This is a genomic window from Roseateles sp. L2-2 (genome assembly GCF_050613215.1).
In the GTDB taxonomy this organism is placed as follows: Bacteria; Pseudomonadota; Gammaproteobacteria; order Burkholderiales; family Burkholderiaceae_C; genus Roseateles; species Roseateles noduli.
On sequence record NZ_CP192509.1, the window covers coordinates 1,302,568 to 1,325,085 of the forward strand.

At 67.1% G+C, this 22,518-nt stretch carries 21 protein-coding genes; 10 read left to right on the plus strand and 11 right to left on the minus strand.

Annotation, left to right across the window (positions count from 1 at the left end; all coding sequences use genetic code 11):
* The first annotated feature begins 17 nt into the window (after positions 1-17).
* Entirely contained in the window at positions 18-1,115 is a 1,098-nt protein-coding gene (locus ACQZ13_RS05905; protein ID WP_431050282.1) for a hypothetical protein, read from the plus strand.
* A gap of 19 nt (positions 1,116-1,134) precedes the next feature.
* On the opposite strand, the gene ACQZ13_RS05910 is transcribed toward ACQZ13_RS05905, so the two are convergent.
* Positions 1,135-1,992 carry a hypothetical protein gene (locus tag ACQZ13_RS05910; protein WP_431050283.1) on the minus strand — a complete coding sequence of 286 codons (858 nt, stop codon included), beginning with the start codon at positions 1,990-1,992 and terminating at the stop codon, positions 1,135-1,137.
* Complete coding sequence (locus ACQZ13_RS05915) at positions 1,993-3,615, minus strand: AAA family ATPase (protein ID WP_431050284.1); 1,623 nt, start codon at positions 3,613-3,615, stop codon at positions 1,993-1,995.
* A gap of 268 nt (positions 3,616-3,883) precedes the next feature.
* Between ACQZ13_RS05915 and ACQZ13_RS05920 the strand changes: the two genes are divergently transcribed.
* Genes ACQZ13_RS05920 through ACQZ13_RS05935 form a run of 4 tightly spaced genes read left to right on the plus strand, consistent with a single transcriptional unit; the run spans position 3,884 to position 8,404 of the window.
* Positions 3,884-5,287, plus strand: coding sequence for a glycoside hydrolase family 30 protein (locus tag ACQZ13_RS05920; protein ID WP_431050285.1), 1,404 nt, complete (start codon positions 3,884-3,886; stop codon positions 5,285-5,287).
* A gap of 7 nt (positions 5,288-5,294) precedes the next feature.
* Positions 5,295-6,203, plus strand: coding sequence for an MOSC domain-containing protein (locus ACQZ13_RS05925; protein WP_431050286.1), 909 nt, complete (start codon positions 5,295-5,297; stop codon positions 6,201-6,203).
* Positions 6,200-7,507: an extracellular solute-binding protein gene (locus ACQZ13_RS05930; protein WP_431050287.1), complete on the plus strand. Its 1,308-nt coding sequence runs from the start codon at positions 6,200-6,202 to the stop codon at positions 7,505-7,507. Before ACQZ13_RS05925 ends, ACQZ13_RS05930 begins: the two co-directional genes overlap by 4 nt.
* 27 nt (positions 7,508-7,534) lie before the next feature.
* Complete coding sequence (locus ACQZ13_RS05935) at positions 7,535-8,404, plus strand: glycoside hydrolase family 16 protein (protein ID WP_431050288.1); 870 nt, start codon at positions 7,535-7,537, stop codon at positions 8,402-8,404.
* A 31-nt stretch (positions 8,405-8,435) separates the two neighbouring features.
* Here ACQZ13_RS05935 and ACQZ13_RS05940 read toward each other — a convergent pair whose 3' ends face one another.
* Positions 8,436-9,200, minus strand: a complete 765-nt coding sequence (locus ACQZ13_RS05940; RefSeq protein ID WP_431050289.1) for an SDR family oxidoreductase — start codon at positions 9,198-9,200, stop codon at positions 8,436-8,438.
* A 92-nt stretch (positions 9,201-9,292) separates the two neighbouring features.
* On the opposite strand from ACQZ13_RS05940, the gene ACQZ13_RS05945 reads away from it, so the two are divergent.
* Together ACQZ13_RS05945 and yddG are read left to right on the plus strand one after the other, a co-directional pair.
* Positions 9,293-10,228 (plus strand): AraC family transcriptional regulator, encoded by a 936-nt coding sequence (locus tag ACQZ13_RS05945; RefSeq protein ID WP_431050290.1) that lies wholly within the window; start codon positions 9,293-9,295, stop codon positions 10,226-10,228.
* Complete coding sequence (yddG, locus tag ACQZ13_RS05950) at positions 10,215-11,129, plus strand: aromatic amino acid DMT transporter YddG (RefSeq protein ID WP_431050291.1); 915 nt, start codon at positions 10,215-10,217, stop codon at positions 11,127-11,129. Before ACQZ13_RS05945 ends, yddG begins: the two co-directional genes overlap by 14 nt.
* Here the strand turns inward: yddG and ACQZ13_RS05955 are convergent.
* From ACQZ13_RS05955 to ACQZ13_RS05965, 3 genes are read right to left on the minus strand one after another with little or no spacing between them, the layout of a single operon-like run.
* Positions 11,104-11,535 (minus strand): hypothetical protein, encoded by a 432-nt coding sequence (locus ACQZ13_RS05955; protein WP_431050292.1) that lies wholly within the window; start codon positions 11,533-11,535, stop codon positions 11,104-11,106. The genes yddG and ACQZ13_RS05955 overlap by 26 nt on opposite strands.
* Positions 11,532-11,780 carry an ABC-three component system middle component 6 gene (locus tag ACQZ13_RS05960; RefSeq protein WP_431050293.1) on the minus strand — a complete coding sequence of 83 codons (249 nt, stop codon included), beginning with the start codon at positions 11,778-11,780 and terminating at the stop codon, positions 11,532-11,534. Before ACQZ13_RS05960 ends, ACQZ13_RS05955 begins: the two co-directional genes overlap by 4 nt.
* On the minus strand, positions 11,777-12,769 hold the full coding sequence (locus tag ACQZ13_RS05965; RefSeq protein WP_431050294.1) for an ABC-three component system protein: 993 nt from the start codon (positions 12,767-12,769) through the stop codon (positions 11,777-11,779). Before ACQZ13_RS05965 ends, ACQZ13_RS05960 begins: the two co-directional genes overlap by 4 nt.
* Before the next feature lie 212 nt (positions 12,770-12,981).
* Here ACQZ13_RS05965 and ACQZ13_RS05970 point away from each other — a divergent pair, with 212 nt between their 5' ends.
* On the plus strand, positions 12,982-13,395 hold the full coding sequence (locus ACQZ13_RS05970) for a VOC family protein (protein WP_431050295.1): 414 nt from the start codon (positions 12,982-12,984) through the stop codon (positions 13,393-13,395).
* Positions 13,396-13,423: 28 nt separating this feature from the next.
* On the opposite strand, the gene ACQZ13_RS05975 is transcribed toward ACQZ13_RS05970, so the two are convergent.
* Together ACQZ13_RS05975 and ACQZ13_RS05980 are read right to left on the minus strand one after the other, a co-directional pair.
* Positions 13,424-13,726 carry a putative quinol monooxygenase gene (locus ACQZ13_RS05975; RefSeq protein WP_431050296.1) on the minus strand — a complete coding sequence of 101 codons (303 nt, stop codon included), beginning with the start codon at positions 13,724-13,726 and terminating at the stop codon, positions 13,424-13,426.
* A complete protein-coding gene (locus ACQZ13_RS05980) occupies positions 13,723-14,403 on the minus strand; it encodes a type 1 glutamine amidotransferase domain-containing protein (protein ID WP_431050297.1) in 681 nt (226 codons plus the stop codon). The genes ACQZ13_RS05975 and ACQZ13_RS05980 overlap by 4 nt, the downstream gene beginning before the upstream one ends.
* Positions 14,404-14,594: 191 nt before the next feature.
* Between ACQZ13_RS05980 and ACQZ13_RS05985 the strand changes: the two genes are divergently transcribed.
* Positions 14,595-15,929 carry a C13 family peptidase gene (locus tag ACQZ13_RS05985; protein ID WP_431050298.1) on the plus strand — a complete coding sequence of 445 codons (1,335 nt, stop codon included), beginning with the start codon at positions 14,595-14,597 and terminating at the stop codon, positions 15,927-15,929.
* Positions 15,930-15,995: 66 nt separating this feature from the next.
* Here the strand turns inward: ACQZ13_RS05985 and ACQZ13_RS05990 are convergent, their stop codons facing one another.
* Positions 15,996-16,373 carry a hypothetical protein gene (locus ACQZ13_RS05990; protein ID WP_431050299.1) on the minus strand — a complete coding sequence of 126 codons (378 nt, stop codon included), beginning with the start codon at positions 16,371-16,373 and terminating at the stop codon, positions 15,996-15,998.
* Between the two features lie 601 nt (positions 16,374-16,974).
* On the opposite strand from ACQZ13_RS05990, the gene fusA reads away from it, so the two are divergent.
* Positions 16,975-19,026 carry an elongation factor G gene (gene fusA / locus ACQZ13_RS05995; protein ID WP_431050300.1) on the plus strand — a complete coding sequence of 684 codons (2,052 nt, stop codon included), beginning with the start codon at positions 16,975-16,977 and terminating at the stop codon, positions 19,024-19,026.
* A gap of 129 nt (positions 19,027-19,155) precedes the next feature.
* Here the strand turns inward: fusA and ACQZ13_RS06000 are convergent, their stop codons facing one another.
* Positions 19,156-19,740: a cohesin domain-containing protein gene (locus ACQZ13_RS06000; RefSeq protein ID WP_431050301.1), complete on the minus strand. Its 585-nt coding sequence runs from the start codon at positions 19,738-19,740 to the stop codon at positions 19,156-19,158.
* Between the two features lie 8 nt (positions 19,741-19,748).
* A complete protein-coding gene (locus ACQZ13_RS06005) occupies positions 19,749-22,370 on the minus strand; it encodes a phosphocholine-specific phospholipase C (protein ID WP_431050302.1) in 2,622 nt (873 codons plus the stop codon).
* Positions 22,371-22,518 lie beyond the last annotated feature (148 nt).

The window sequence follows — 22,518 nt, forward strand, 5'->3', positions numbered from 1 at the left end:
ACAACAAGGAGAGAGACATGAGACGAATCCGAGCGCTTGCGGGCGCGATCCTGGCGATGGCCGCGGTGACGGCGACGGTGGGCGCTGCGGCACAGAGCCCGACGACCGCCTCGCCTGCCGCGGCGCGACCCGCAGTCGTGGCGAACCCGGCCCACACGGCCGGTCCGCCGAGCGCGGCCGCGCTCGCGCAGACCGGGCCGGAGGCCTACCTCTTCGCCCACATGACCGATGCGCGCTACGGCGTGCTGCACTACGCCGTGAGCCTGGACGGGCTGCACTGGACGAAGCTCAACGGCGGCAAGGCCGTCAACGAGGAATACCACGGGCACCCGTCCATCGCGCAAGGCCCGGACGGGCGCTTCTACCTGGTCGGCAACAAGAGCGACGACGATCCGGACATCCGCTTCTGGGTCTCCGACGACCTGATCAAGTGGCAGGTGTTTGGTACGTACCGGCCAGACCTGTCGAAGGTGGCAGGGCTGCCCAACGCGATGCAGCGCATCGGCGCGCCCAAGCTCTACTTCGACAAGCCGTCGAATCAGTTCGTCGTGCTGTGGCATACGGCAACGGTGCCAGGCGTTCCAGAGGATCCCGAGCGCTACTGGTCCAGCCAGCGCACGCTCTACGCGCTGTCGCCGGACCTGAAGCGCTTCGACGCACCGCCCAAGCGGCTGTTCAAGTGGGAGATCGCGACCATCGACACCTTCCTGATCGCGAATCCGGAAGGCGGCTACTGCGCGGTGATCAAGGACGAGCGCTACCCGTCCTACATCTGGACGACCGGCAAGACGATCCGCATGACCTGCGCGAAGGACCTGCTCGGCCCATACCCCGAGCCCGGCCCGGCGCTGAGCCCCGCGTTCCGCGAGGCGCCCACGCTGGTGCGCGCGCCCAACGGCGTCGACTGGTTGCTGTACTACGAGCAGTACGCGGGCAACGGCTACGGCCTGTCGATGGCGCCACGGCTGGAAGGTCCGTGGGTGGAGGTCTGGGGCAACTCGCGCCGCAAGGAATGGGACCGCTTCGAGATGCCCGCGCAGCTGCGCCACGGGTCGATGATGCCGATCACGAAGGCGCAGTACGAGGCGCTGCGGAAGGCGTATCCGGAGAGATAAGCCTCAGGCCGCCAAGGCATCACCAGGGCACGCCCAGAAGGAAGTCGACGAGCGATTGCGAAGCGAGGCCACTGAAGTGCTGGTCGGACAGGCCGGGCCTGTTCCCCTGGGGCCTGCCGATCACGACGCTCATCGGATCGCCTGGGAAGAGGAACTGGCCGGTCATGCTGATCTGGGCCTTGAGACGTTCCGAACGTTTCTCGCTGACAGGGTCGGCTGGCTCGGCGTGTTGCTGGAGAAAGGCGTCGGCGGCTTGCCACCGGGCGTTCCACTCCGTTGCCAGCATTGGCGCTATCAACTCCTCCAGGGTACCCGAGCGGGAGGCTGCGTCATGAAACACGAACAGGCCGACATGCGGGCTTCCCGTCGCCCAAGCGCCGTGCAATGGAGACAGTCGCCCGCGCAGCAACGGAGCAAAGTCGATGGAGAAGGTGGCCTCGCGCACGGCAACCGCTGCATCCGCGTCGAAGAAGAACGCTGCCGCGACGGTCGTGATGTCGGTTCCGAACGCTGGATTCAGGACAGCGGCCACATCGTCGAGGAGATCCATTGCGGCCCTTGCCGCAGCGTCGCCCTGGCACCGGACCAGCACGTAGAGCGTGTCGCCAGCTCGGACGACGGCGTCAAACGCAGGCAAAGGCGCATGTGCCGCGGCCCTCAACTGCAGGTCATTCAAGCTTCGATTCGAATAGCGCCTGACGATCAGGCCTTCCAGCTTGGGCCTGAGCGGGTTCTCCGGGTCTGGAACGGGACCGAGCGGTGAAGGCAGCTTGCCGACGGGACCGCCGACCCAGGTGGCTTGAGCCAGTTGACCAAGACTGCGTGCGATGAAAGTGACGTCGTGATGCCCTTCGCAGAAAACAAACACTGCCTTCATTCACATCCTCCGCAGATCGACATCGCCAACCTCGACGGCACGCTTGAGGTCTGAGCCGCCGATTCGAACAACCGCTTGTTGGCCGTCATCTCCGCGCTTGAGCAGGTAGGAGACGATCTCGTCGATCCGGTAGCCATTCAGCAGGAACGCATCGACGGTCTCCTTGCTGTGCGTCGTGAGAAACACCTGGCAGCCGAACTCCACGGCAAGTTCATGGACGAACTTGGTGAAAGCGATGAGAAGCGAGGTGTGGAGTGCGTTCTCGAACTCGTCGATGAGGACCACGCCTCCGCGTGCGCCCGCGAACAGCAGACCCGTCAGGAAGACGCGTTGCAGTCCCTCGCCGAACGACGACAGGTCGACGGCTTCCGGGAAACTGTCGTGTGTGACGAGGAAGCGACGATGCTCATTGGCGAGCGCCACGTCACGCAGGTCCGGATCGATGTGCGTTCGAATGAACTCGACGACGCGGTCCTTCAGCTTCCATTTGATGCTCTCCTCGTTGCAGCGCACGAGAAGCTCGGGGTCCGACAGCGAAAAGGGCGAATGGAACACCGAACTGCTGAGCCAGCGAGGCTCGCCGGTCAGGCGCGTTCGACGTGAACGGCCGGCGAAAAAGTCCGTCATCGACGACCGGGTCTCGCTCCCGTGCTTGACCACGATGCGCAAGGTCCGCAGATAAGCGGCCCAGTCCTCATTCTTGTCTTCCGGCCGGTCCAGGAGGTCGATATCCAGCGTGACGGCGCCCGCACTCCCTGTACCGGCCTGAGCGCCCAGCAAGACAAGGGACGGCAACTGGGTCACGGCAAACGTGGGACTCGCGACAGGGTCGATACGAGTCCGACGGCGCAGAAGCTCGAGCAGCGCGCGGGGGTCCGTCTGGTTGGCCAGCAGATAGATCGCTTCCAGTACGCTGGTCTTGCCGGCGTTGTTGATCCCCACGATGAGATTCACGCGCCCCAGGTCTTTGAGGGACAGTCCCGCCAGACCGCGGTACTGCTTGATGTCGACGAGGCTGAAGCTGCTTCCCGTGGGGTCGGAGTGAATTCTCCAGGGTTGGTCGGAGACGCTGGCCGTTTCCGGGTTCCCCCGCCATGACGGGGCGTCGAGGCGCGTCACGAGCGTGGCGAGGCGATCGAAATCGCTGCTCGACATGTGGCGCAGAAGGTCCACAAGGCGCTCGGGGCCGTCAAGGTTCTCGCGGATGATGATGCATGGCACCTTGTCAAAGATCGCAGGGTCGAGTTGACCGAGCGCCTCCGCCGGCTCCCTCCTTCGGGGTTCCAGGTGTTTGAGGGCTGCGACCCGTCGATTGCCTTCCACGACCAGATATCGCTGCGTGGACAGCTTGCGTACGATGATCGGCTCAATGTCCTGCCACCCGTTCTGGAGAAGGCTTGCGACGATATCGCCGACGTGCTCTCCATGAGCGCCCAGGAACTGCCGCAGCAGGCGCCGCTGGACGGATTCGTCAGTCACGTGACTCCCAGCGAGCGATTCGTCAGCACGCTGCCTGGAAAGGCGACCGTTGTCCGGATCGAGGTAGAGACTTGACAACGCCAACATCGCGTGACGGCTCCCGCCATCGGCGTCGGACATTGGCAGGGCGGCTGCATCGGTCATCGGGTTCTCTCTTGCTGGGCGGGAACGGCATTTCCCCTGGGCATGCGCCTGATGTGATTCTGGCTCAGTCTCAGAGGTCCGAATCTCATCCATGGATCGCCGGTGGTCGAGCGGGCGCCGTCCTCCCGATCGGCCGGACTCTTTCTGGCGCGCGGAGAGCCCCGACTCCGGGCCATCCCTGAATTGACCGTCGTCGCGACTGCCTCTATGCTCGGGTCATGAAAGCGCTTTCACGCGCTGGCCTGACACGACAACAAAAGGTAGTTCGATGACGGAGACAACTTCAGCGGGCGTACGCGCGTCCCTGCGATGGACCCTGTCCGCCAAAGGCGCGGACCTGGCGAGCTCGACACGCCTGAAAGCGCAGCCCGAGCTCGCGCTTCAGCCGGTGGCGCAACTGATGGCCGATGCCGCGATCGCCGGCATGCCCAAGCTGGTCGTGAACAGCGCGCGGCGCTTCCAGCGGATCGAGGGCTTCGGCGGCGCGTTCACCGAGTCTGCCGCGACGACGTGGCAGAAGCTGCCGCCCGCCGAGGCCAACGCGCTGCTCCATGCCTACTTCGACGCGACCGCGGGCCACGGCTACACGTTCAACCGCGTCCACATGAACAGCTGCGACTTCTCGCTGGGCAACTACGCGCATGCGGACGTGCCGGGCGACGAGGCGCTTGAACACTTCAACATCGACCGCGACCGCCGCGCGCTGCTGCCCATGATCCAGGCCGCGATGAAGGTCGCGCCGGGTCCGATGAAGCTGCTGGTATCGCCCTGGAGCCCGCCCGCGTGGATGAAGACCAACGGGCAGATGAACAACGGCGGCAAGCTGCTGCCGCAGTACGCGAAGGCCTGGGCGCAGTGCTACGTGAAGTTCATCCAGGCCTATGAGGCCGAGGGCGTGCCCGTCTGGGGCGTGTCCGTGCAGAACGAGCCCGATGCCGTCCAGCGCTGGGACTCCTGCGTCTACACCGCGGAGGAGGAGCGCGACTTCGTCCGCGACCACTTGGGCCCCGCCCTGCATGCGGCCGGACTGCAGCGCATCAAGGTCGTCATCTGGGACCACAACCGCGACCAGATGGTGCAGCGCGCCGACATCGTGTACTCGGACCCCGAGGCCGCGAAGTACGTGTGGGGCTGCGGCTTCCACTGGTACGTCGAGGACCACTTCGACCACGTCGGCCTGCTGCACGACGCGTATCCCGACAAGCAGCTGCTGTTCACCGAGGGCTGCCAGGAAGGCGGACCGCACATCGGCTCGTGGAACACCGGCGAGCGCTACGGCCGCAGCATCCTCAACGACCTGAACCGCTGGACCGTCGGCTGGATCGACTGGAACCTGCTGCTCGATGAAACCGGCGGTCCGAACCACGTCGGCAACCTGTGCAGCGCGCCCATGCTCGCGGACCGCGAGCAGAACCGGCTGATGCCGCAGAGCTCCTACGACTACCTCGGCCACTTCAGCCGCTTCATCAAGCCGGGCGCCTTCCGCGTGCTGTGCTCGGCGAGCAGCCAGGACCTCGAATGCACGGCCGCGGTCAACGAGGACGGCAGCGTCGCCGTCGTCGTCATGAACCGCAGCGAACGGGAGCACCGCTTCTCGCTGCGCATCGACGGCCAGGCCGGCGTCGCGTCGCTGCCCCCGCGCTGCATCGCGACCTACGTGCTGCCGCGCTGAGGGCGACGTGGACCGGCACTCCGCCCTCGCCGCCATGGCCGCCCTCCACGGCGATCGCTCGGAGACGCCCGCCGCCACGTCCTCCACGGCCTATGCCTGCATCGAGGCGCTGTACGTCTACCCGGTGAAGTCCTGCGCCGGCGTGCGCGTGTCCGACCTGCGCTTCGACGCCGACGGCCGCATCGTCGGCGACCGCGAATGGATCGTCGTCGACAGCCGCGGCGAGCTGGCTTGGCTCGGCTCGCATCCGAAGCTGGCCCTGCTTCAGCCCAAGCTGCTGACTGACGCGCTGCTGCTCTGCGCGCAAGGTCAGCAACCCTTGCGGCTGGCGCGCGAAGCGGAAGGCGCGTCGACCTACGCCCTGATCTGGAATCCGGAGGAAGGCCGCATGGTGAGCCATCGCGGCCGGGATGCCGGCGCGGTGGCGGCGCAGTTCCTGCGCGAGGTCACGGGCGACGAACTCCGGCTGGTGAAGCTGGACCGGAGCGCGGCGTTGGCGACGGCGCCCAACGCCTTGCACGCGGTCTCCACGGGCTCGGTGATCGAGCTCAACGAACAGCTTGCCGTGCTGGGGCGCGCGCGCGTCGACGTGCGGCGGCTGCGGCCCAACCTCGTGCTGCGCGGCCTGCAGGAGGCGCTGGTGCCGTTCATCGAGGAACACCTGCTGCAGCTGGTCTGGCGGGACGGGGAGGGCTGGTGGCGTCGCATGACGCACGCGGCCGCCTGCGAGCGCTGCATCGTGCCCAACGTCGATCCCGACACCGGCGAGGTGCAAGGCGGCGTGGACGCGGCGATCGCGGCGCTCAGTGCGCAGCGCTGGCCGGGTCAGGCCTCGCGCTTCGGCGTCTATCTGCGGCCGCCGACCGGCGGCTCGATCAGCGAAGGCACGGTCATGACGATGGAGCTCGACTTTTGAGCGCGAACAACGACGAGGGCGGTCGCATCCGCCAGGGATTGACCCGCCGCGGGATGCTGGCGGCGATGACGGCGCCGGCGTGGTCCGGCGTGCTGGTGGTGCCGGCGCTGGCGCAGACGCGCGAGGTGCTGACGATCGCGGCCTTCCCGCTGATGGACGAGATCGCCAAGGCGGCGATCCCGGCGTGGCAGGCGATGCATCCCGACGTGGAGCTGCGCATCCTGATGCGCCAGTACACCGACCACCACACGGCGATGACGACCGCGCTGTCGACGGCGGTGGGCCTGCCGGACGTGATGGCGCTGGAGTCGAGCTTCGTCGGCCGCTTCGCGCAGGGCGGCGGGCTGGACGACCTGCGTCAGCCGCCGTTCGGCATCGAGGCCTTCCGCTCGCGGCTGGTGCCCTACGCCTACGACCAGGCGGTGGCGCGCAGCGGCGCGGTGGTGGCAGTGCCCGCGGACATCGGACCGGGCACGATGCTGTATCGCAAGGACATCATCGAGCGGGCCGACGTGGCGCCGGAGGAACTGACGCGCAGCTGGGACAACTACGTCGCCACCGGCGAGCGCATCAAGTCCCGCACCGGCGCGTACCTGATCGCGAACGTGCAGGAGATCAAGGACATCCTGATCGCCGACGGCCTGAAGCCGGGCGAGGGCATCTACTTCGACACCGAGTCCCGCGTGCTGGTGAACTCGCCGCGCTTCGAGCGCGCGTTCGAGGTCGCGCTGCGGGCGCGGCAGAAGGGCCTCGACGCGAAGGTGCCCGCATGGTCGAACGACTGGGGCGCGGGCTTCAAGCAGGGGCGGCTGGCGACGGAGCTGTCGGGCGCGTGGCTGGTGGGGCAGCTCAATGCCTTCATCGCGCCGGAGACCAAGGGGCTGTGGCGCGCGTCCTCGCTGCCGGGCGGCTCGCATGCGCCGTATGGGGGCACCTTCTACGCGATCGCGCGCAAGTCGGCGGCCTCGCGCAAGCGGCTGGCGTGGGACTTCATCCAGCTGATGTCGCTGAACCCGCAGCGGCAGTTGCAGGCGTTCAAGTCCTACGACGCGTTCCCCGCGCTGCGGGACGTCCACGACGACCCGTTCTTCAGCGAGCCGGTGGACTTCCTTGGCGGACAGCGCGCGCGGCTGCTGTGGCGCGACGACGCGCTGCGCATCACGGCGCTGCCGGTGCACAAGCAGGCCAAGTTCGCGGAGGAAGTCGTGCAGACCGAGCTCGACCAGGTGCTGCGCGGAAAGAAGACGATCAAGGCGGCGCTCGCGGATGCCGAGCAGCTGCTGCAGCGGCGCGCGAAGCGCTGATCATCCACAGACACGGAGACCTGGTTCATGAAGCAACGACTGACGCGTCGCTGGGCGGCGCTGCCGCTGCTGGCGGCCCTGGCGATCGACAGCGGCGCTGCGCTTGCGCAGGCGCAGACGGCGACGGGCAAGGGCGGCGCGGCGACCGGTCCGATCGGACTGCCGGCGGGATACACGCTGGTCTGGTCCGACGAGTTCGACAAGGGCGCGCTGCCCGACGAGGCCAAGTGGGCCTACGACACCGGCATGAACAAGCAGGGCTGGCACAACCGGGAGAAGCAGTACTACTCGGGCCCGCGCGCGGAGAACGCCGCGCTGAAGGACGGCCGGCTGGTGATCACGGCGCGCAAGGAGTCGCTGTCGTCGCAGCCCGACTGGGGCGGCCAGAAGTACACCTCCACGCGGCTGATCACGAAGGGCAAGGCCGAGTGGACCTACGGCTACTTCGAGATCCGCGCGAAGCTGCCCTGCGGGCAGGGCACGTGGCCGGCGATCTGGACGCTCGGCAGCCAGGGCGACTGGCCGGCGTCGGGGGAACTCGACATCCTTGAGCACATGGGGCAGAAGCCGGACTGGGTGTTCAGCACCGTGCACACGACCTCGGGCCACGGCGGTCACGGCGTCGGCGACGGCCGCAAGCTCGCCACGGCCTGCGGCGGGTTCCACAACTACCAGATGCTGTGGACGCCCCAGGAGATCCGCTTCGGCATCGACGGCCAGGTGCACGCGGCGTATCCCAACCTGGGCCAGGGAACGGCGCAATGGCCATTCGACAAGCCGCAGTTCCTGATCCTCAACCTCGCGATCGGCGGCGACCTCGGCGGCGAGATCGACGACAAGATCTTCCCGATCGGGTACGAGGTCGAGTACGTGAAGGTGTATCAGGCGGGGAAGTGAACGCGCCTGAGGCCCGGCCTCAGATTCAGCTTCAAGCGCCTGTCAACGACTCCGCCAGCGCCACCGCATCCGCCCCCGCCGGAATCCGCATCGGCGCCTGCGGATCCGTGACGGCGCGCCAGACGGCCTCGGCCACGTCCTGCGCGACGGTCACCGGCGTCGACAGGTCGCGCACCGCCGCGAAGACCTGATCGCGGAACGCCACGTAGGCCTCGGGGACGTCGGGGCTCATCAGCTTGCGCGCGTTGTCGCCGAAGCTCGTGGTCGGCGAGCGGCCCGGCAGCACGAGGCGCGCGCGGATGTTGAAGGGCGCGAGCTCCAGCGCGAGCGACTCGGTGAACGCATTCACCGCCGCCTTGCTGCCGGTGTAGACCGACAGCAGCGGGAGCGACTTCAACGTCACGCTGGAAGTGACGTTCACCACCACGCCCGCGCGGCGTTCGCGGAACTGAGGCAGCACGGCCTGCGTCATCGCGATCGTGCCCAGCACGTTGGTCTCGTAGAGCGCGCGAGCGTTGGCCATGTCGACGGCCTCCAGCGGGGACAGCAGGCCGACGCCGGCGTTGTTGACCAGCGCATCGATCGGGCCGGCGTCCCAGAGGCATTGGCGGATGCTCTCGGCATCGGTGACGTCGAGCGGCAGCACGCGCAGCGCTTCGGACTTCGGTAGCAGGTCTTCGCGCGGCGTGCGCATCGTCGCGACGACGCGCCAGCCCTGGTCGAGGAAGAAACGCGCCGTCTCGAGGCCGAAGCCGGACGAACAGCCGGTGATCAGGACGGTGGAAGCACGGGACATCGGGAACTCCTGGTTGGGGAAGTCCGCACGATAGGGCGTGCGTTCAGGACTGACTACACTGCGAAGTCCATACATTTGTCGAGATCGTCCAGATGATCGACCCCTTGGCTGAAGTCGTCTCGCTGTTGCGGCCGCAGGCGCCGTTCTCGAAGCTCGTCGTGGCCTCGGCGCCGTGGGCGGTGCGCCGCAGCGAGACGGGCCGGCCGTTCTACTTCGTCGCGCTCGAAGGAGCCTGCCATCTGACGATCGACGGCCCCACCCACAGCGAGACGATCACGGTGCACGAGGGCGACTTCGTGCTGCTTCCGGCCGCACGCAACTTCGCGACCTCCAGCCTGGATCGCCAGCCGCCGCGCGAGGACGAACCCGTCACCACGCCGATCGTGCCCATGCCCGGCGGCGCGCGCATCGGCGATCCGGCGGGGAAGGTCGACATGCGGATGCTGGTCGGCCACTGCGTGCTCGGATCACCGGATGCGGAGCTGCTGGTGTCGCTGCTACCGCGATGGGTGCACGTCCGCGGGGAGAGCCGGCTGTCGACGCTGGTCCAGCTCGTCGGAGACGAATCGCGCGCTGATCGGCCGGCACGGGAGATCGTCATGTCGCGCCTGCTGGAGGTGCTCCTGATCGAGGCCTTCCGCGCGACGGCCAGCACGGCGGCCACGCCGGGTCTGGTGCGCGGGCTCGCGGATCCGAAGCTGGCGCAGGCGCTGCGGCGCATGCATGAGGCGCCCTCGTCGCCCTGGACGGTCGTGGAGTTGGCGAAGGAGGCGTCCATGTCGCGCTCCGCCTTCTTCGAGCGATTCAGTCGTGCGATCGGCGTCGCGCCGATGGAGTACCTGCTCGCCTGGCGCATGGCGCTGGCCAAACAATGGCTGCGGCAGCGCGAGCTGTCGATCGCGGAGATCGCCGAGCGCGTGGGCTACAGCGCCGTCGGTCCGTTCGGCGTCGCGTTCACGCGGCACGTGGGCATGCCGCCGGGGCGATTCGCCCGGCAGGCAAACGAAAGCATGAATGTCGAAGTCTGACCTGTCCAAGTCCGTGTCGAGCGGCGCCACGCTGCTGGGCCTGGTGGCCATCCTGTTCTGGAGCACCTCCGTCGGCGTCACGCGCAGCACGATCGAATTCCTCGGCCGGACCGGCGCGCCGGCGATGCTGTTCACCGTGTCCGCGCTGCTGCTCCTGCCGACGCGCACCTCGCTGCGCGAGCTGCCGCGCCGCTACCTGTGGCTGGGCGCCGCGCTGTTCGTCGGCTACGAGCTCTGCTTCGTCCTGGCGCTCGGTTTCGCGCGCTCGCGCCACGAGGCCATCGAGGTCGGCATGGTCAACTACCTCTGGCCCAGCCTCACCGTGTTGTGCTCCGCGATCGCCGGCCGCAAGCGGCTGAATGTGCTGATGCTGGGCGGACTGGCGCTGGCGTTCGCCGGGGTGATCGCGGCGTCCTCGCCGCCGGAAGGGTTGTCGCTCAGCCAGTTCTTCCACAACGCGGCGTCGAATCCGCTCAGCTACGGCCTGGCCTTCATCGGCGCCATCGTGTGGGCCCTCTACAGCACCTGCACCAAGCACATGGCCGAAGGAAAGAACGCGCTCTGGTTCTTCATGGCGCTGAGCGCGGTCGGCTTCTGGATCGTGCACGCGTGCAACGCGGAGCGGACGCCGATGAACTGGTCCACGCATGTCGTCATCCAGGTCGCGCTGGCGAGCGCGGCCGTGACGCTGGCCTACATGCTCTGGAACATCGGCGTGCTGCGCGGGAATATCCACCTGCTCGGCCTGGCGGCGAACGGGACGCCGCTGATGTCGGCGCTGTTCGCATCGGTACTGCTCAGCGCGCCGCTGCCGACTGTGTTCTGGGGCGGCGCGGCGATGGTCGCGGTGGGGTCGCTGATCGCGGGGATCGGGGCTAGAGCCGCTCGTCCAGCTGCCTGAGCAGGTCAGATCGCAGTTGATCGACTTGCGCGGCTTGGCGGTCCAACTCATCCACCTGTGCTTTTATCTGCTCGATCTCCGGCACGAGATGGATTCGGCGATTCGCCAGCACGGAGTCATGGAAGATCTCGACCTCTTCGAATCGACGGAGGGCTGCGTCGGGCAATTCAATGCCGATCGATGAATAGAGGCGCCGCATCTCTACACGCAGCGGCGGTCGGTCGTCGACCAGCGCACTTTCGATATGGGCAAGACGATCTTTCAAGCCGATGGACTGATAGGTGAGCGATTTGAATTTGGCTTTGAGCTCCACCGCCAACTGAACGATCCGTTGTGTTGATTCGTAGCGGGTCTCATTGCTTGCATGCATAGGAACGACCGAGGTTTGAGGAGATGACGTGGTCACTTTTGAGCTCCACGACGGAGGAGTCCGTCGTCGTAGTCGATCGCGTAGATTGCGTAGAGCAGATCAAGCGCCAGGCTGAACCAGTCGAAGGACAGCGGCTGCCTTGGATTAGATATGTAGCGAGCCGATAGCACGCGGTCCCAAAGCTCTGCGACGGACATCGCGTCCTGCAGGTGTTCGAGGATGTCCGCACCGACGCTCAGCAGGGCGTACTCCGGGGCCAGGCCTTTGGTTGGAAGGATCATTGGGAGACGCCATCAGGCGCTCGCTCGAAGATGTGGCAACCATCGAAGAGATATGCCAACAGCGCTTGGGCCGCGACCTGTTGTGGAGGCGTGACATGGCCGATGCCGGTGACCAACTCGAAGAGCGCGGCCATGATCTCGCTGGGTGGCAGTAGCTGCGCTTTGAAGTAGTCGTACTTGGCCGAGAACATCGCTGAGATCCGGTCCTTCAACATCGGATCGTCAGATTTTTCGAAGTAATCGGCGATCAGCTTTGTGTTGACCCAACCACCGGAGATCAACATCTTCCAATGATTCGGGAGCTGGTTGAAATTCAGCTTGTCCAAAGGCGCGGGCCTCAATTCGATCGGCTGGAAATCGCTGGTGTCGGCGGTCGCACCGAGGTCTTGCACAAGTTTTCGTAGCACGGCGATATCGAGGTTTTCGACGTCGCCTTCTGATGCTGCGGGTCCCAGCAGGACTGAGATCCGCCCCGTGCTCATCTTGAAGATGACCTCGATGAACGATTCGAGTCCGAAGAAGCCCAACCTGATTGCGGGATGGGCGCGCTCCAAAGTCGTCAGCGCCGCCATGGCCTCGACAGGCATGCCGTCGATCAGGTTGTGGACGAAGTGCCACTCCCTCATGAGGTCCGGCAGCGCCATGGCGGCTGTCGCGAAGTCGGTGTCGATCTTGCGGGCCAGCCGGGAGGCCTGACGCGTGTGGCCGTTCAATGCGCCGAAGCACTGGTACAGCCGGCCGGCGGAGCGGAGATAGCCATCGCAGCCCTTGTCTCCCAACCTGCCGAAGGACCGGACCCGAACGAAGTCGTCGCCATGCGCCAGCGCCATGACGTCGCTGAAGAACTGCTGGAAGGCCTCGCCGCTGCATTGCCGCAGCCGGCGCTCCAGGGCGATACGCCACCAATAGCGCTGTTCAACGTTGATCTCTGAGTCGAGTGGCATGGCGAAGGCGGGCTTGCAGCGTGTCGCAGCGGGATCTCGCTGCAAGACGGAAATTCTGCGGTCGCCTGACCGGGTCCGATTTCACCCCTGTGCCCGCGGCGCAACGCCTCGCCTAACCGATTCCTGCTGACGAGGGATGGCAGCAGGGCCTGCTGCCATGCGTATGCCAACTCGATTCCTACATTGGTGGGAGCCGATCGCCAGTCCTCTCCCCCGGAAGGCGGTAGGCCCAACCCCCAACACGTCCAGGAATCTCCATGTCCCTCACCGTCACCCCCCACCTCAACTTCCGCGCCCAGGCCCGCGAGGCGTTGAGCTTCTATCACGGCATCTTCGGCGGCGACCTGATGGCCGTGACCTATGGCGAGGCGCACGCCGCGCGCTCCGAGGCCGACACGGCGCTCCTGCTGTTCGGACAGGTCGTCGCCCCCAACGGCTTCCGCGTCATGGCCTACGACGTGCCGATCGATCTGAGCTGGGACCGCGGCGACCGCGCCTTCCTCGTGTCCATCCAGAGCGGCGAGGCCGACGAGATCTCGGCCTTCTGGAAGCAGTTGGCCGAGGGCGCCTCGATCCTGCAGGATCTCGCGCCCTCGGCCTGGTCGCCGCTCTACGGGATGCTCACCGACAAGTTCGGCGTGACGTGGGCGTTGAGCGTCGCCACGTTCTGAGCCGGGCAACACCCGGCCCCGTGAAGGCTCAGGCCTTCGCCTGCAGAAGCTCCACCTGCCGGCCACTCAGCACCGGCAGGATGCGCTGCACCACCAGCGTCTGGTAGTGGGCCGAGGCGCGATGCGCCTCGATGGCGGCCTGGTCTGCGTAGCGCTCCAGCAGGAGCAGCTCGCCCGGGGTGCCGACACTCTGGAACGCCTCGTAGCCCTTGCAGCCGGGCTCGTCCAGCGATTGCTCGCGCAACGCGGCGACCAGCCCCAGCACCTCCGGCACCGCCTCCGGCGCCATCCGCCAGCGGGCCACGACCACGAGCGGAGTGCCGGCGCTCATGCCACGTCCTTGTTCAGCGCCGCCACGATCTCCTTGGCCAGCGGGGCGCCGGACGCCGGGTTCTGGCCCGTCATCAGGCGGCCGTCGACGACGACCTTGGGCTGCCACACGTCTGCCTTCTCGTAGGTCGCGCCCTGCTCGACCAGCGCACTCTCCAGCAGGAAGGGCACGTCGGCGATGGCGTAGCCTTCCTCCTCCGCATTCGAAAAGCCGGTGACGCGACGGCCTTTCAGGAACGGCGTGCCGTCCTCGAAGTTGGCGCCGGAGAAGGCCACCGGACCGTGACACACGGCGGAGACGATCTTGCCGCCGTTCCAGGCGCGGATCACGGCCTGCTTCACGTCGGGATCGGTCGCGATGTCGGCCATCGGGCCGAGGCCGCCGGGGAAGAAGATCGCGTCGTAGTCCAGCACGTCGACCTCGGACAGCTTGCGGCTGCGCGACAGTCGGCGGAAGGAGGCGCTCTCACGGAAAGCGCGCTGCGCCGGGTCGGATTCGTCATACGCGTCCGAGGGCGGCGTGCCGCCGAGCGGCGACACGAAGTCCACCGCCACGCCGGCGTGGTCGAATACCTCGAACGGATGCGCCACCTCGGCGAAGAAGTAACCGGTCGGACGGTCGCTCGGACCGATGTGGGCGGTGTTTGTCAGGACGAAAAGGACATGCTTGACGGTCATGATGTGCTCCTTGGCGGTGCCCGCGTCGCGGGCGGATTCGAAGGTCGTCGCTCCCCTGGGGGAGATGGATGTCGACGTCGCCAGGGAATGATGGGCGTCCGACTTCAATTCATGAAATTTATTCGATGGATATCAGTCATTCACAGCGGAGCAGGACTCCCGCAGCGGCCTGGCTCACCGAAGCCGCACGCGTGTTGAGCTTCCGCGCGCCGCGCTGGGAGCGGCTGGAGGGTGGGCCGTGGACGCTGGTCGGATTCGTGCTGCTGTCGCTGGCTGTCGGCCTCGGCCTGCAGCGCGAGGCGATCGACGGCGCCGCCACCTTCGAGTGGAGCGCCATCTACAAGAGTTGGAGCGGCACGGTCGTGTCCGTGTGGATCTGCTGGCTGCTGCTCGCCTCGGCCGGGCGGCGCGAGCCCGGTCCCGTCAACGTCGGCACGTTGGTGACGCTGCTTGTCGCCGTGACGCTGTTGCTGAACATCGCCGACGGCGCCATGGCCAGACTCTCGCCGGCGGTGTTCGGGCCTTCGGACGCCTGGCCGGACTGGGCGCGATGGGTCGCCTGGTTGTTCCCGATGGTCTGGGAAGGGTTGGCGAGCCTGCGCCTGTGGTGGCGGCTCACCACCTCCGGCGTGGTGCGCGTGATCGCGATCCTGCTCACGCCGCTGCCGATCGCGATCAGCGGCTGGCTCGATCCGATGTACTTCTGGTGGCCGGCGCGGTCCGCCGAGGCGGGCGCGGAGTACTCAGGACTCTCGCTGAGCGAAGAGGTCCTCGACAAGCAGTCGACGCTGATCGCCGAAACCCTCCGTGCGCTGCCGCCGTCCCAACCGGGCCTGGTGAACGTCTACGCTGCCACCTATGCGCCGTATGCCTCCCAGGACGTGTTCATGCATGAGAGCGCCGTCGTCGCGAAGACGATGACCGAGCGCTTCGGCACGGGCGGACGTACCGTCCAGCTGGTGACGAATGCGAAGTCGCAGGACACGATCCCCTGGGCGACGCGGCCGAACCTGCACCGGACGATCGCGCGCATCGGCGCCGTCATGGACCGCGAGAAGGATGTGCTGTTCCTGCACCTGACCTCGCACGGCGGTCGCGACGGTCTGCTCGCCACGGATTCGTATCCGCTGGAGAGCGAGCCCATGACGCCCGCGCTGCTCAAGCAATGGCTCGACGAGGCGGGCATCCGCTGGCGGGTGATCTCGGTCTCGGCGTGTTTCTCCGGCAGCTGGATCGAGCCGCTGGCCGATGACGGCACGCTGGTGATGACGGCGGCGGACGCGACGCACACCTCGTATGGCTGCGGCTCGAAATCGCCGCTGACCTTCTTCGGCCAGGCGATGTATGTCGACGCGCTGAAGCAGACCTGGTCCTTCCAGCAGGCGCATGAGCAGGCGCGCCAGCTGATCGAGGTCCGCGAGAAGGAAGCGGGGAAGACCGATGGCTACTCGAATCCGCAGATCCGTGAAGGCGCCGGGATCGGCGAAGTGCTGAAGCGCTTGGAGGCGCAGCAGCGGGATCGTTGATGTTGATGGTGATGGCACCATGAAGAAGACCGCCCTCGGGCGGTCTTCCTTCTTCGCGTCGTCATGTCAGTGCAGAAAGTGGAGCATTGCCATCACCGCTGCCATCATCCCCAAGCCGCCGAACATCGTCGTGACGGTCGAGCGTTGTATGGCAACCATCTGCGCAGAGAGCTCATTCTTCAGATTGACCATGTCCATCTTGAACTCCGCCTTCAGCAGCGCCAAGTCACTCTTGGTGGCCATGTCCTTCAGATCTACCTTGGTCGCCATCTCCTTAAGATCACTCTTGGTCGCCATCTCCTTCAGATCGCTGGTCGTGGCCATCTCCTTCGTCGCCTCGCGGACTTCAGCGCCCACGTCCTCTCGTATCGCCGCCGTAGCCGCGCGGGCCTCCTTGTCGGGAATGCCGGCGCTCTTCAGCGCCAGGAACACATCGATTTCCATTCACCACCTCACTTTCAGCGAGTCATTGCGGAGAGATGAATCTACGCTCGCGGGTCCGATCTGGCACTGACTGGTTCTGGGGTTTCGTCATCGCGAATAGACGCGGATGAGTAGTCGGCATAGGCAGCAATGAGTGATCGCAGCGCACGCTGTCCAACCATCGCAACACCTGACCCCGAATCGAGTACGGTCATCGCGACATCCCATTGCGCGACCGCGCTCGTTCGCTCAGAATCGAGTCCATCATGAAGACCTCCCAAGTGATCAAGGCGACTTTCGCCACCTGACGCGCCCTCCGATCGCATTCGGAAGGCGTGCGCGCCTTCCGGTCTTCCACAGAACCCCGGCAGGCCCAGCGCCCCCCGGGGTTTTCTGTTTTCCGCTTCCTGAATTCTTCCTTCTCTCCGAGTTCAACCATGCGCACCCGCACCTACGACAAGCTGATCGCGACGATTCCCGTCCGCCGGACTTGCGTCCGCGCGCGCCCGCGCTCCGGCTCTCGATCCGGCATTCCGCCGCATCCCTCTCGACGCTAGCCCGCATCAGGTGAATCCGCCTGAGGGCAGCGTCTTGCCCTCAGATTTCGAAAGAAGGATTCACCATGAACTCGCGCCACACGACCCATAAGCCCCTGCGCAACCTCGGCGTCATCGCCCATGTCGACGCCGGCAAGACCACCACCACCGAACGCATCCTGTTCTACACGGGTGAAAGCCATCGCATCGGCGACGTCAACGACGGCACCACCCGCATGGACTTCGATCCGCAGGAGCGCCGCCGCGGCATCACGATCAACAGCGCCGCCGTGTCCGTCCAGTGGAAGGGCACGCAGCTCAACCTGATCGACACGCCCGGGCACATCGACTTCAACATCGAGGTCAACCGCTCGCTGCGCGTGCTCGACGGCGCGGTCGTGGTGTTCGACGGCGTCGCCGGCGTGGAGCCGCAGACCGAGACCAACTGGCGCCTCGCGGACAAGTACCGCGTGCCGCGCATCGCCTTCATCAACAAGCTCGACCGCGTCGGCGCGGACTTCCTGCGCGTCGTGGCGATGATGGAGGAGCGTCTCGGCGCGACCGTGCTGCCGCTGCAGCTGCCGATAGGCGCGGAAGGCGACTTCCGCGGCGTCGTCGATCTGATTGCGATGAAGGCGTTCGTCTGGGAACGCGACGACGCTTCGGCGCCGTACGTCGAGTCGGACGTGCCCGCCGCGATGCTGGACCAGGCGCGCGCCCATCGCGCCCGCCTGATCGAGACCGTGGTCGAGCAGGACGACGCCGTGCTCGCCGCGTGGCTCGACGGTCAGCCGATCGACGACGCGACACTGCGCCGCTGCATCCGACGCGGCGTGCTGTCGGGCGCGTTTGTGCCGGCGCTCGCGGGCTCGGCGTTCCGCAACCGCGGCGTGGAGCCGCTGCTGGACGCGGTCGTCGACTACCTGCCGGCGCCGGAGGACATCCGTCGCGCCGACATCGACGTCGCGGAGCAGTCGCCGTCCGACCCGGACGGTCCTTTCGCCGCGCTCGCGTTCAAGGTGGCGGCCGACGGTCACGGGACGATGGTCTTCGTGCGTGTCTATCGCGGACGGCTGCGACGCGGCGACGCCGTGCTCGACGTCAACACGGGGCGCATGGAACGGGTCGGGCGGCTCTACGAGATCCACGCGGACGACCGCGTGGAGCGCGACGAGCTGCGCGCCGGCGACATCGCGGCCGTGATCGGCCTGAAGGAGACGCTGACCGGTCACACGCTGTGCGAACCGGCGAGCCCGTTGCATCTCGAGGAGATCAGCGTGCCCGAGCCGGTGATCGACGTGGCGATCGAGCCGAAGACGCGCGACGACGTGGCGCAGCTGTCGAAGGCGCTGCAGGCCATGCTGCGCGAGGACCCGAGCCTGCGCATGCGCTTCGACGGCGAGACCGGGCAGACGATCCTCTCCGGCATGGGCGAGCTGCAGCTGGAGGTCTCGATCGAGAAGTTGCGCGCGCGTCACGGCGTGGAGGTGCAGGTCGGCCGACCGCAGGTGGCGTATCGCGAGACGCTCGGGCGGGCGGTGGACGTGCATCACGTCCACAAGAAGCAGAGCGGCGGCCCCGGTCAGTTCGCCGAGGTCGTACTGCGCTTCGAGCCGCTGGCGCGCGGCGAAGGCCTGCGTTTCGAGAGCCGGGTCGTCGGCGGCGCGATCCCCCGCGAGTTCATTCCCGCGGTGGAGGCGGGCATCCGGCGCGCGGCACTCAGCGGCGTGATCGCGGGCTTCCCGTGCGTGGACTTCCAGGTCACGCTGCTGGACGGCGGTTTCCACGAGCGCGATTCGTCGGCCATGGCGTTCGAGCTCGCGGCGGCGAATGCGACGCGCGAGGCCTTCGCGAAGGCCGATGCGCAGTTGCTGGAGCCGGTGATGGCCGTCGAAGTCGTCACGCCGGCCGAGTCGCTCGGTGACTGCATCGGCGACCTGAATCGCCGGCGCGGGCTGGTCCGTGGTCAGGAACTGCGCGGCACTGCGATCGTCGTTGACGCCCAGGTGCCGCTGAGCGAGATGTTCGGCTACATCGGCAACCTGCGTGCGCTCTCGTCGGGCCGCGCGTCGTTCTCGATGCAGTTCGAGCGTCACGAACTGGCGCCGCGCAAGGTGCGCGATGCCGTGGTCCAGTGATCGATTGATCGACGGACAGGCTGGTCGACCGGTCGGCCACTCGACTGATCGTCGTCTGACAGCCGCCTGAGGAAGGCGGTCCCCAAGGGAGCCCGTGAGAACGGGCTCCCTTTTTTTCCGTCGGTGGGGTCAGTGCGAGGTCTTGCGACGACGCGTCGTGAAGCCGAGCGCGCCCAGGCCCAGCGCCGCGAGCAGCATCGACGTCGGTTCCGGCACCGCCGACACCGCGAGGTTCAGCGACGCGTTGAGCGGCTGCACGTCGCTCCACAGGTAGCTGAGGCCGTGGTTGAGGTTGCCGGCATCGGTGATCAGGCCGATCTGCGCGAGGCCGCCCTGCAGCGCGTCGAAGTGCAGCGTGCCGAGCAGCAGCGAGGTCTGACCGCCGTTGGCGACGCCGGGGAAGCTCGATCCGCCGAAGGTGCCGGCGCCCAGCCACGGGCTGTCGTCATCCCAGCCGGCCGCGGCGGTGAAGCTGCCGAAGGAGAGCCTGGTCGTGTCGTAGCTGAGGCGGAAGCCGAAGGACAGCAGCTCTTCATCGGAGGGCAGGCCGCCGAACGGATCCACCAGGCTGATGAGCAGGTCCACGCCTTCGCCGACCTTGGCCGGACCGGCGGCGGTGAGCGAGACGGTGGCGGCGTGGGCGGCCGGTGCGAGCAGCGAGGCGATCGCCAGCGCGGCGGCGGCGAGCAGGGGGTTGCGGAGCATGAGGGTCATGAGGGTTCTCACAGGGTGCTGAAGAGCTGGTACCAGACGCGGTAGTCCGCTTGCGTGATGCACTTGTCGCCGTCCATGTCGGCCAGCGGCTCGAAGCGCGCGTCGCCGGCGCAGCTGCCGATGGCGTTGCGCAGCGTGTCGCGATCGGCGGCGGTGACGGCGCCGTCGGCGTTCACGTCGCCGTTCTTGCGGATGCGGACCGGCAGGCGCGCCGCGGCTTCGCCGTAGCCGTCGTTGAGGAACAGGCCGAGGAAGTAGTCGCCCTCCGGCTGGCCCGCGAGCGCGAACACCTGCGATCCCGACGGGCTCGCCACGTAGTTCCACTTCAGCGAACCCGGGCCGCCGGGCGTCATGCCGACGCGGTAGAGGCCGATCCAGTTCGTCGTGCTCGACGGCAGGCCGGTCCAGGTCAGCGACACGCTGCCGCCGATCCGCACGCGGTCGACGTCGGCCTTGAACGTGGCCGTCGGCGTGCTGGGCGGCAGCACCGGCGGCGCGTTCCACGTGACCTGCGCGAGGCCGTTCAGCACCGGGTCGGTGAAGTCGAGGCCCGCACCTTCGACGTGTCCGGCCAGGCGGCGCTGGAAGGTGTTGTCGCCGTCCACGGTGACGAGCAGGTCGTACCAGCCGTAGCTGGCCGTGACCGCGCGGACCTGGTCGCGGCTAGCTCCCGCCGGCACGTCGATCGTCACCACAGTCTTGTCGCCGTAGGCGTTGTCGACGATGCGGAAGCGCATCGTCTGCGTGCTCGCGTTGCGCAGCGTCAGCGTGATGCTCGCGCTGGCCGGCTGTTCCTTCAGGCTGGTCGCGGCCAGGCGGCCGATGCCGTCGAAGCTCATGCGGAACTCGCGCAGGAAGCCGTTGTCGCCGTGCACGGCGAGCTGCAGCGGTGCGCTGCTCCAGTTCCAGACTTCCTGGTCGATGCGCTTGCCTGGCTCGACGGTGTAGTGCCACGGGCCGTCGGTGCGCAGCGTCGAGTAGACGATGAATGCGGCCGTGACGCTGCCTTCGTTGGCGAAGCTCAGCGCGAACTGCTTCGCGTTGGTCGCGGCGATGCCCTCGACGGTCGAGCGGTACGGCAGCGGCGTCGCGCGGCGCGGGATGCCGCTGGCGGCCTTCTCCTGGCGCGGCAGGCTCTGGTTGGTCGGCGGCAGCGCGTCCTTGGTGCCCCAGCCCTTGAAGTACACGGCGTTCGCCGGCACCGAGGACGGGAACTCGGCGCCGCCGGACTTGAAGTCGAAGGCGCTGGTCATGTCGCCGCAGACCGCGCGGCGCCACGGCGAGATGCCGTTGCACTGCACGCTGCTGCGCGGATGGCCGAGCGCGACCAGCCATTCCTCCGTGAAGCGGATCAGCGAGGTGTGGTCGAACAGCTGCGAGCAGACGCGGCCGCCCTTGCTCCACGGCGAGATCACCATCGTCGGCACGCGCGGGCCGAGGCCGATCGGCTGGCTGTTGGCGATCTCGCCCTGCGTGGCGTTGGCCATCGTCGTGCGGCCGCGGTCGCTGTTCAGCGGCGCCATCACCGACGGCATGTGGTCGAAGAAGCCGTCGTTCTCGTCGTAGGTCAGGATCAGCGCCGTCTTCGACCAGACCTCGGGCGTCTGCACCAGCGCCTGCAGCAGGCGCGCGGTGAAGTTCTCGCCGGCGTTGGGCGTGTCGTCGGGATGCTCGCAGTACTCGGTCGGCGCGCAGATGTAGGACACGCGCGGCAGGTTGCCGCTGCGGACGTCGGCGGCGAACTGGTCGATCAGCCATTGGCCGGTCGTGCCCGCCGCGTTGGCTTGCGTCGAACCTGCGGCCAGTGCGCGGCCCTTGCGGTACAGCGGCGAGGCGCTGGTCAGCTTCTGGCCGTTGGCGTCGGTACGGAAGTTCTTGAAGTACTGGAGGTAGTTGTCGCCGTAGTTGTCCCACTCCTGATAGACCTTCCAGCTCACGCCGGCGTTCTCCAGGGTCTCGGCGTAGGTCAGCCACTCATTGCCCTTGGCGGCGGGGTTGTCGTTGGCGATGTCGCCGTTGTAGGTGCCGTTGGTGACGTTGTAGAGCTTGGAATCGGCGATGCCGGTGACGACCGCGTTGCTGTGGCCGCTGAGGGCGTAGAAGCGGTTGGGGTCGGTCGGGCCGAAGATGGAGCAGTGGTAGGCGTCGCAGACGGTGAACGCGTCGGCGAGGGCGTAATAGAAGGGCAGGTCGCTGCGATCGAAGTAGCCCATGGTGCGGGACGACTTCTTGGGCACCCAGACGTTCCAGTCCTTCCAGGTCGCCTCGGTGCCTTTCCAGCTGTGGTCCAGGCCGACGCGCAGCGCGTTGGTGTTGCGGATGTCGAAGTGGTACGGGAGCACCTGGGAGCCGACGGCGGTGCCGGGCTGCATCCAGACGGGCTGGCCGGAGGGCAGGGCGATGGGGCGCGGATCGCTGTAGCCGCGCACGCCGGCGAGGGTGCCGAGGTAGTGGTCGAAGGAGCGGTTCTCCTGCATCAGGATGACCACGTGCTCGATGTCGGCGAGGGTGCCGGTGGCGTTGTTGGCGGGTGTGGCGAGCGCCTGTCGGAGGGTCTGCGCGAACGCATGGCTGCTGGCCATGCCGGCGACCGCGGCGGTCAGGAAGGACCGGCGGGATGTCGTGCTCATGAAGCTTCACCTGGGAGGTCGTGAAGCGCGTGATTTTTTTCGCGGAGGAAGTCAGCAGCGTGAAGGGCGGACGTAGCGCCCGGCGTGGGCGACACAATCGGTGCGAGCAGCGGAGGGGCGTAGTTCGTGTCGCCCGGTCAGACCCGCC

Coding starts and splice junctions, on each gene's coding strand:
- ACQZ13_RS05990 (WP_431050299.1), bottom strand. CDS start 16,373: ATGGAAATCGATGTGTTCCTGGCGCTGAAGAGCGCCGGCATTCCCGAC.
- ACQZ13_RS05920 (WP_431050285.1), top strand. CDS start 3,884: ATGACGGAGACAACTTCAGCGGGCGTACGCGCGTCCCTGCGATGGACC.
- ACQZ13_RS05945 (WP_431050290.1), top strand. CDS start 9,293: ATGATCGACCCCTTGGCTGAAGTCGTCTCGCTGTTGCGGCCGCAGGCG.
- ACQZ13_RS06005 (WP_431050302.1), bottom strand. CDS start 22,370: ATGAGCACGACATCCCGCCGGTCCTTCCTGACCGCCGCGGTCGCCGGC.
- ACQZ13_RS05910 (WP_431050283.1), bottom strand. CDS start 1,992: ATGAAGGCAGTGTTTGTTTTCTGCGAAGGGCATCACGACGTCACTTTC.
- yddG (WP_431050291.1), top strand. CDS start 10,215: ATGTCGAAGTCTGACCTGTCCAAGTCCGTGTCGAGCGGCGCCACGCTG.
- ACQZ13_RS05915 (WP_431050284.1), bottom strand. CDS start 3,615: ATGACCGATGCAGCCGCCCTGCCAATGTCCGACGCCGATGGCGGGAGC.
- fusA (WP_431050300.1), top strand. CDS start 16,975: ATGAACTCGCGCCACACGACCCATAAGCCCCTGCGCAACCTCGGCGTC.
- ACQZ13_RS05980 (WP_431050297.1), bottom strand. CDS start 14,403: ATGACCGTCAAGCATGTCCTTTTCGTCCTGACAAACACCGCCCACATC.
- ACQZ13_RS06000 (WP_431050301.1), bottom strand. CDS start 19,740: ATGACCCTCATGCTCCGCAACCCCCTGCTCGCCGCCGCCGCGCTGGCG.
- ACQZ13_RS05935 (WP_431050288.1), top strand. CDS start 7,535: ATGAAGCAACGACTGACGCGTCGCTGGGCGGCGCTGCCGCTGCTGGCG.
- ACQZ13_RS05960 (WP_431050293.1), bottom strand. CDS start 11,780: ATGATCCTTCCAACCAAAGGCCTGGCCCCGGAGTACGCCCTGCTGAGC.
- ACQZ13_RS05905 (WP_431050282.1), top strand. CDS start 18: ATGAGACGAATCCGAGCGCTTGCGGGCGCGATCCTGGCGATGGCCGCG.
- ACQZ13_RS05970 (WP_431050295.1), top strand. CDS start 12,982: ATGTCCCTCACCGTCACCCCCCACCTCAACTTCCGCGCCCAGGCCCGC.
- ACQZ13_RS05975 (WP_431050296.1), bottom strand. CDS start 13,726: ATGAGCGCCGGCACTCCGCTCGTGGTCGTGGCCCGCTGGCGGATGGCG.
- ACQZ13_RS05940 (WP_431050289.1), bottom strand. CDS start 9,200: ATGTCCCGTGCTTCCACCGTCCTGATCACCGGCTGTTCGTCCGGCTTC.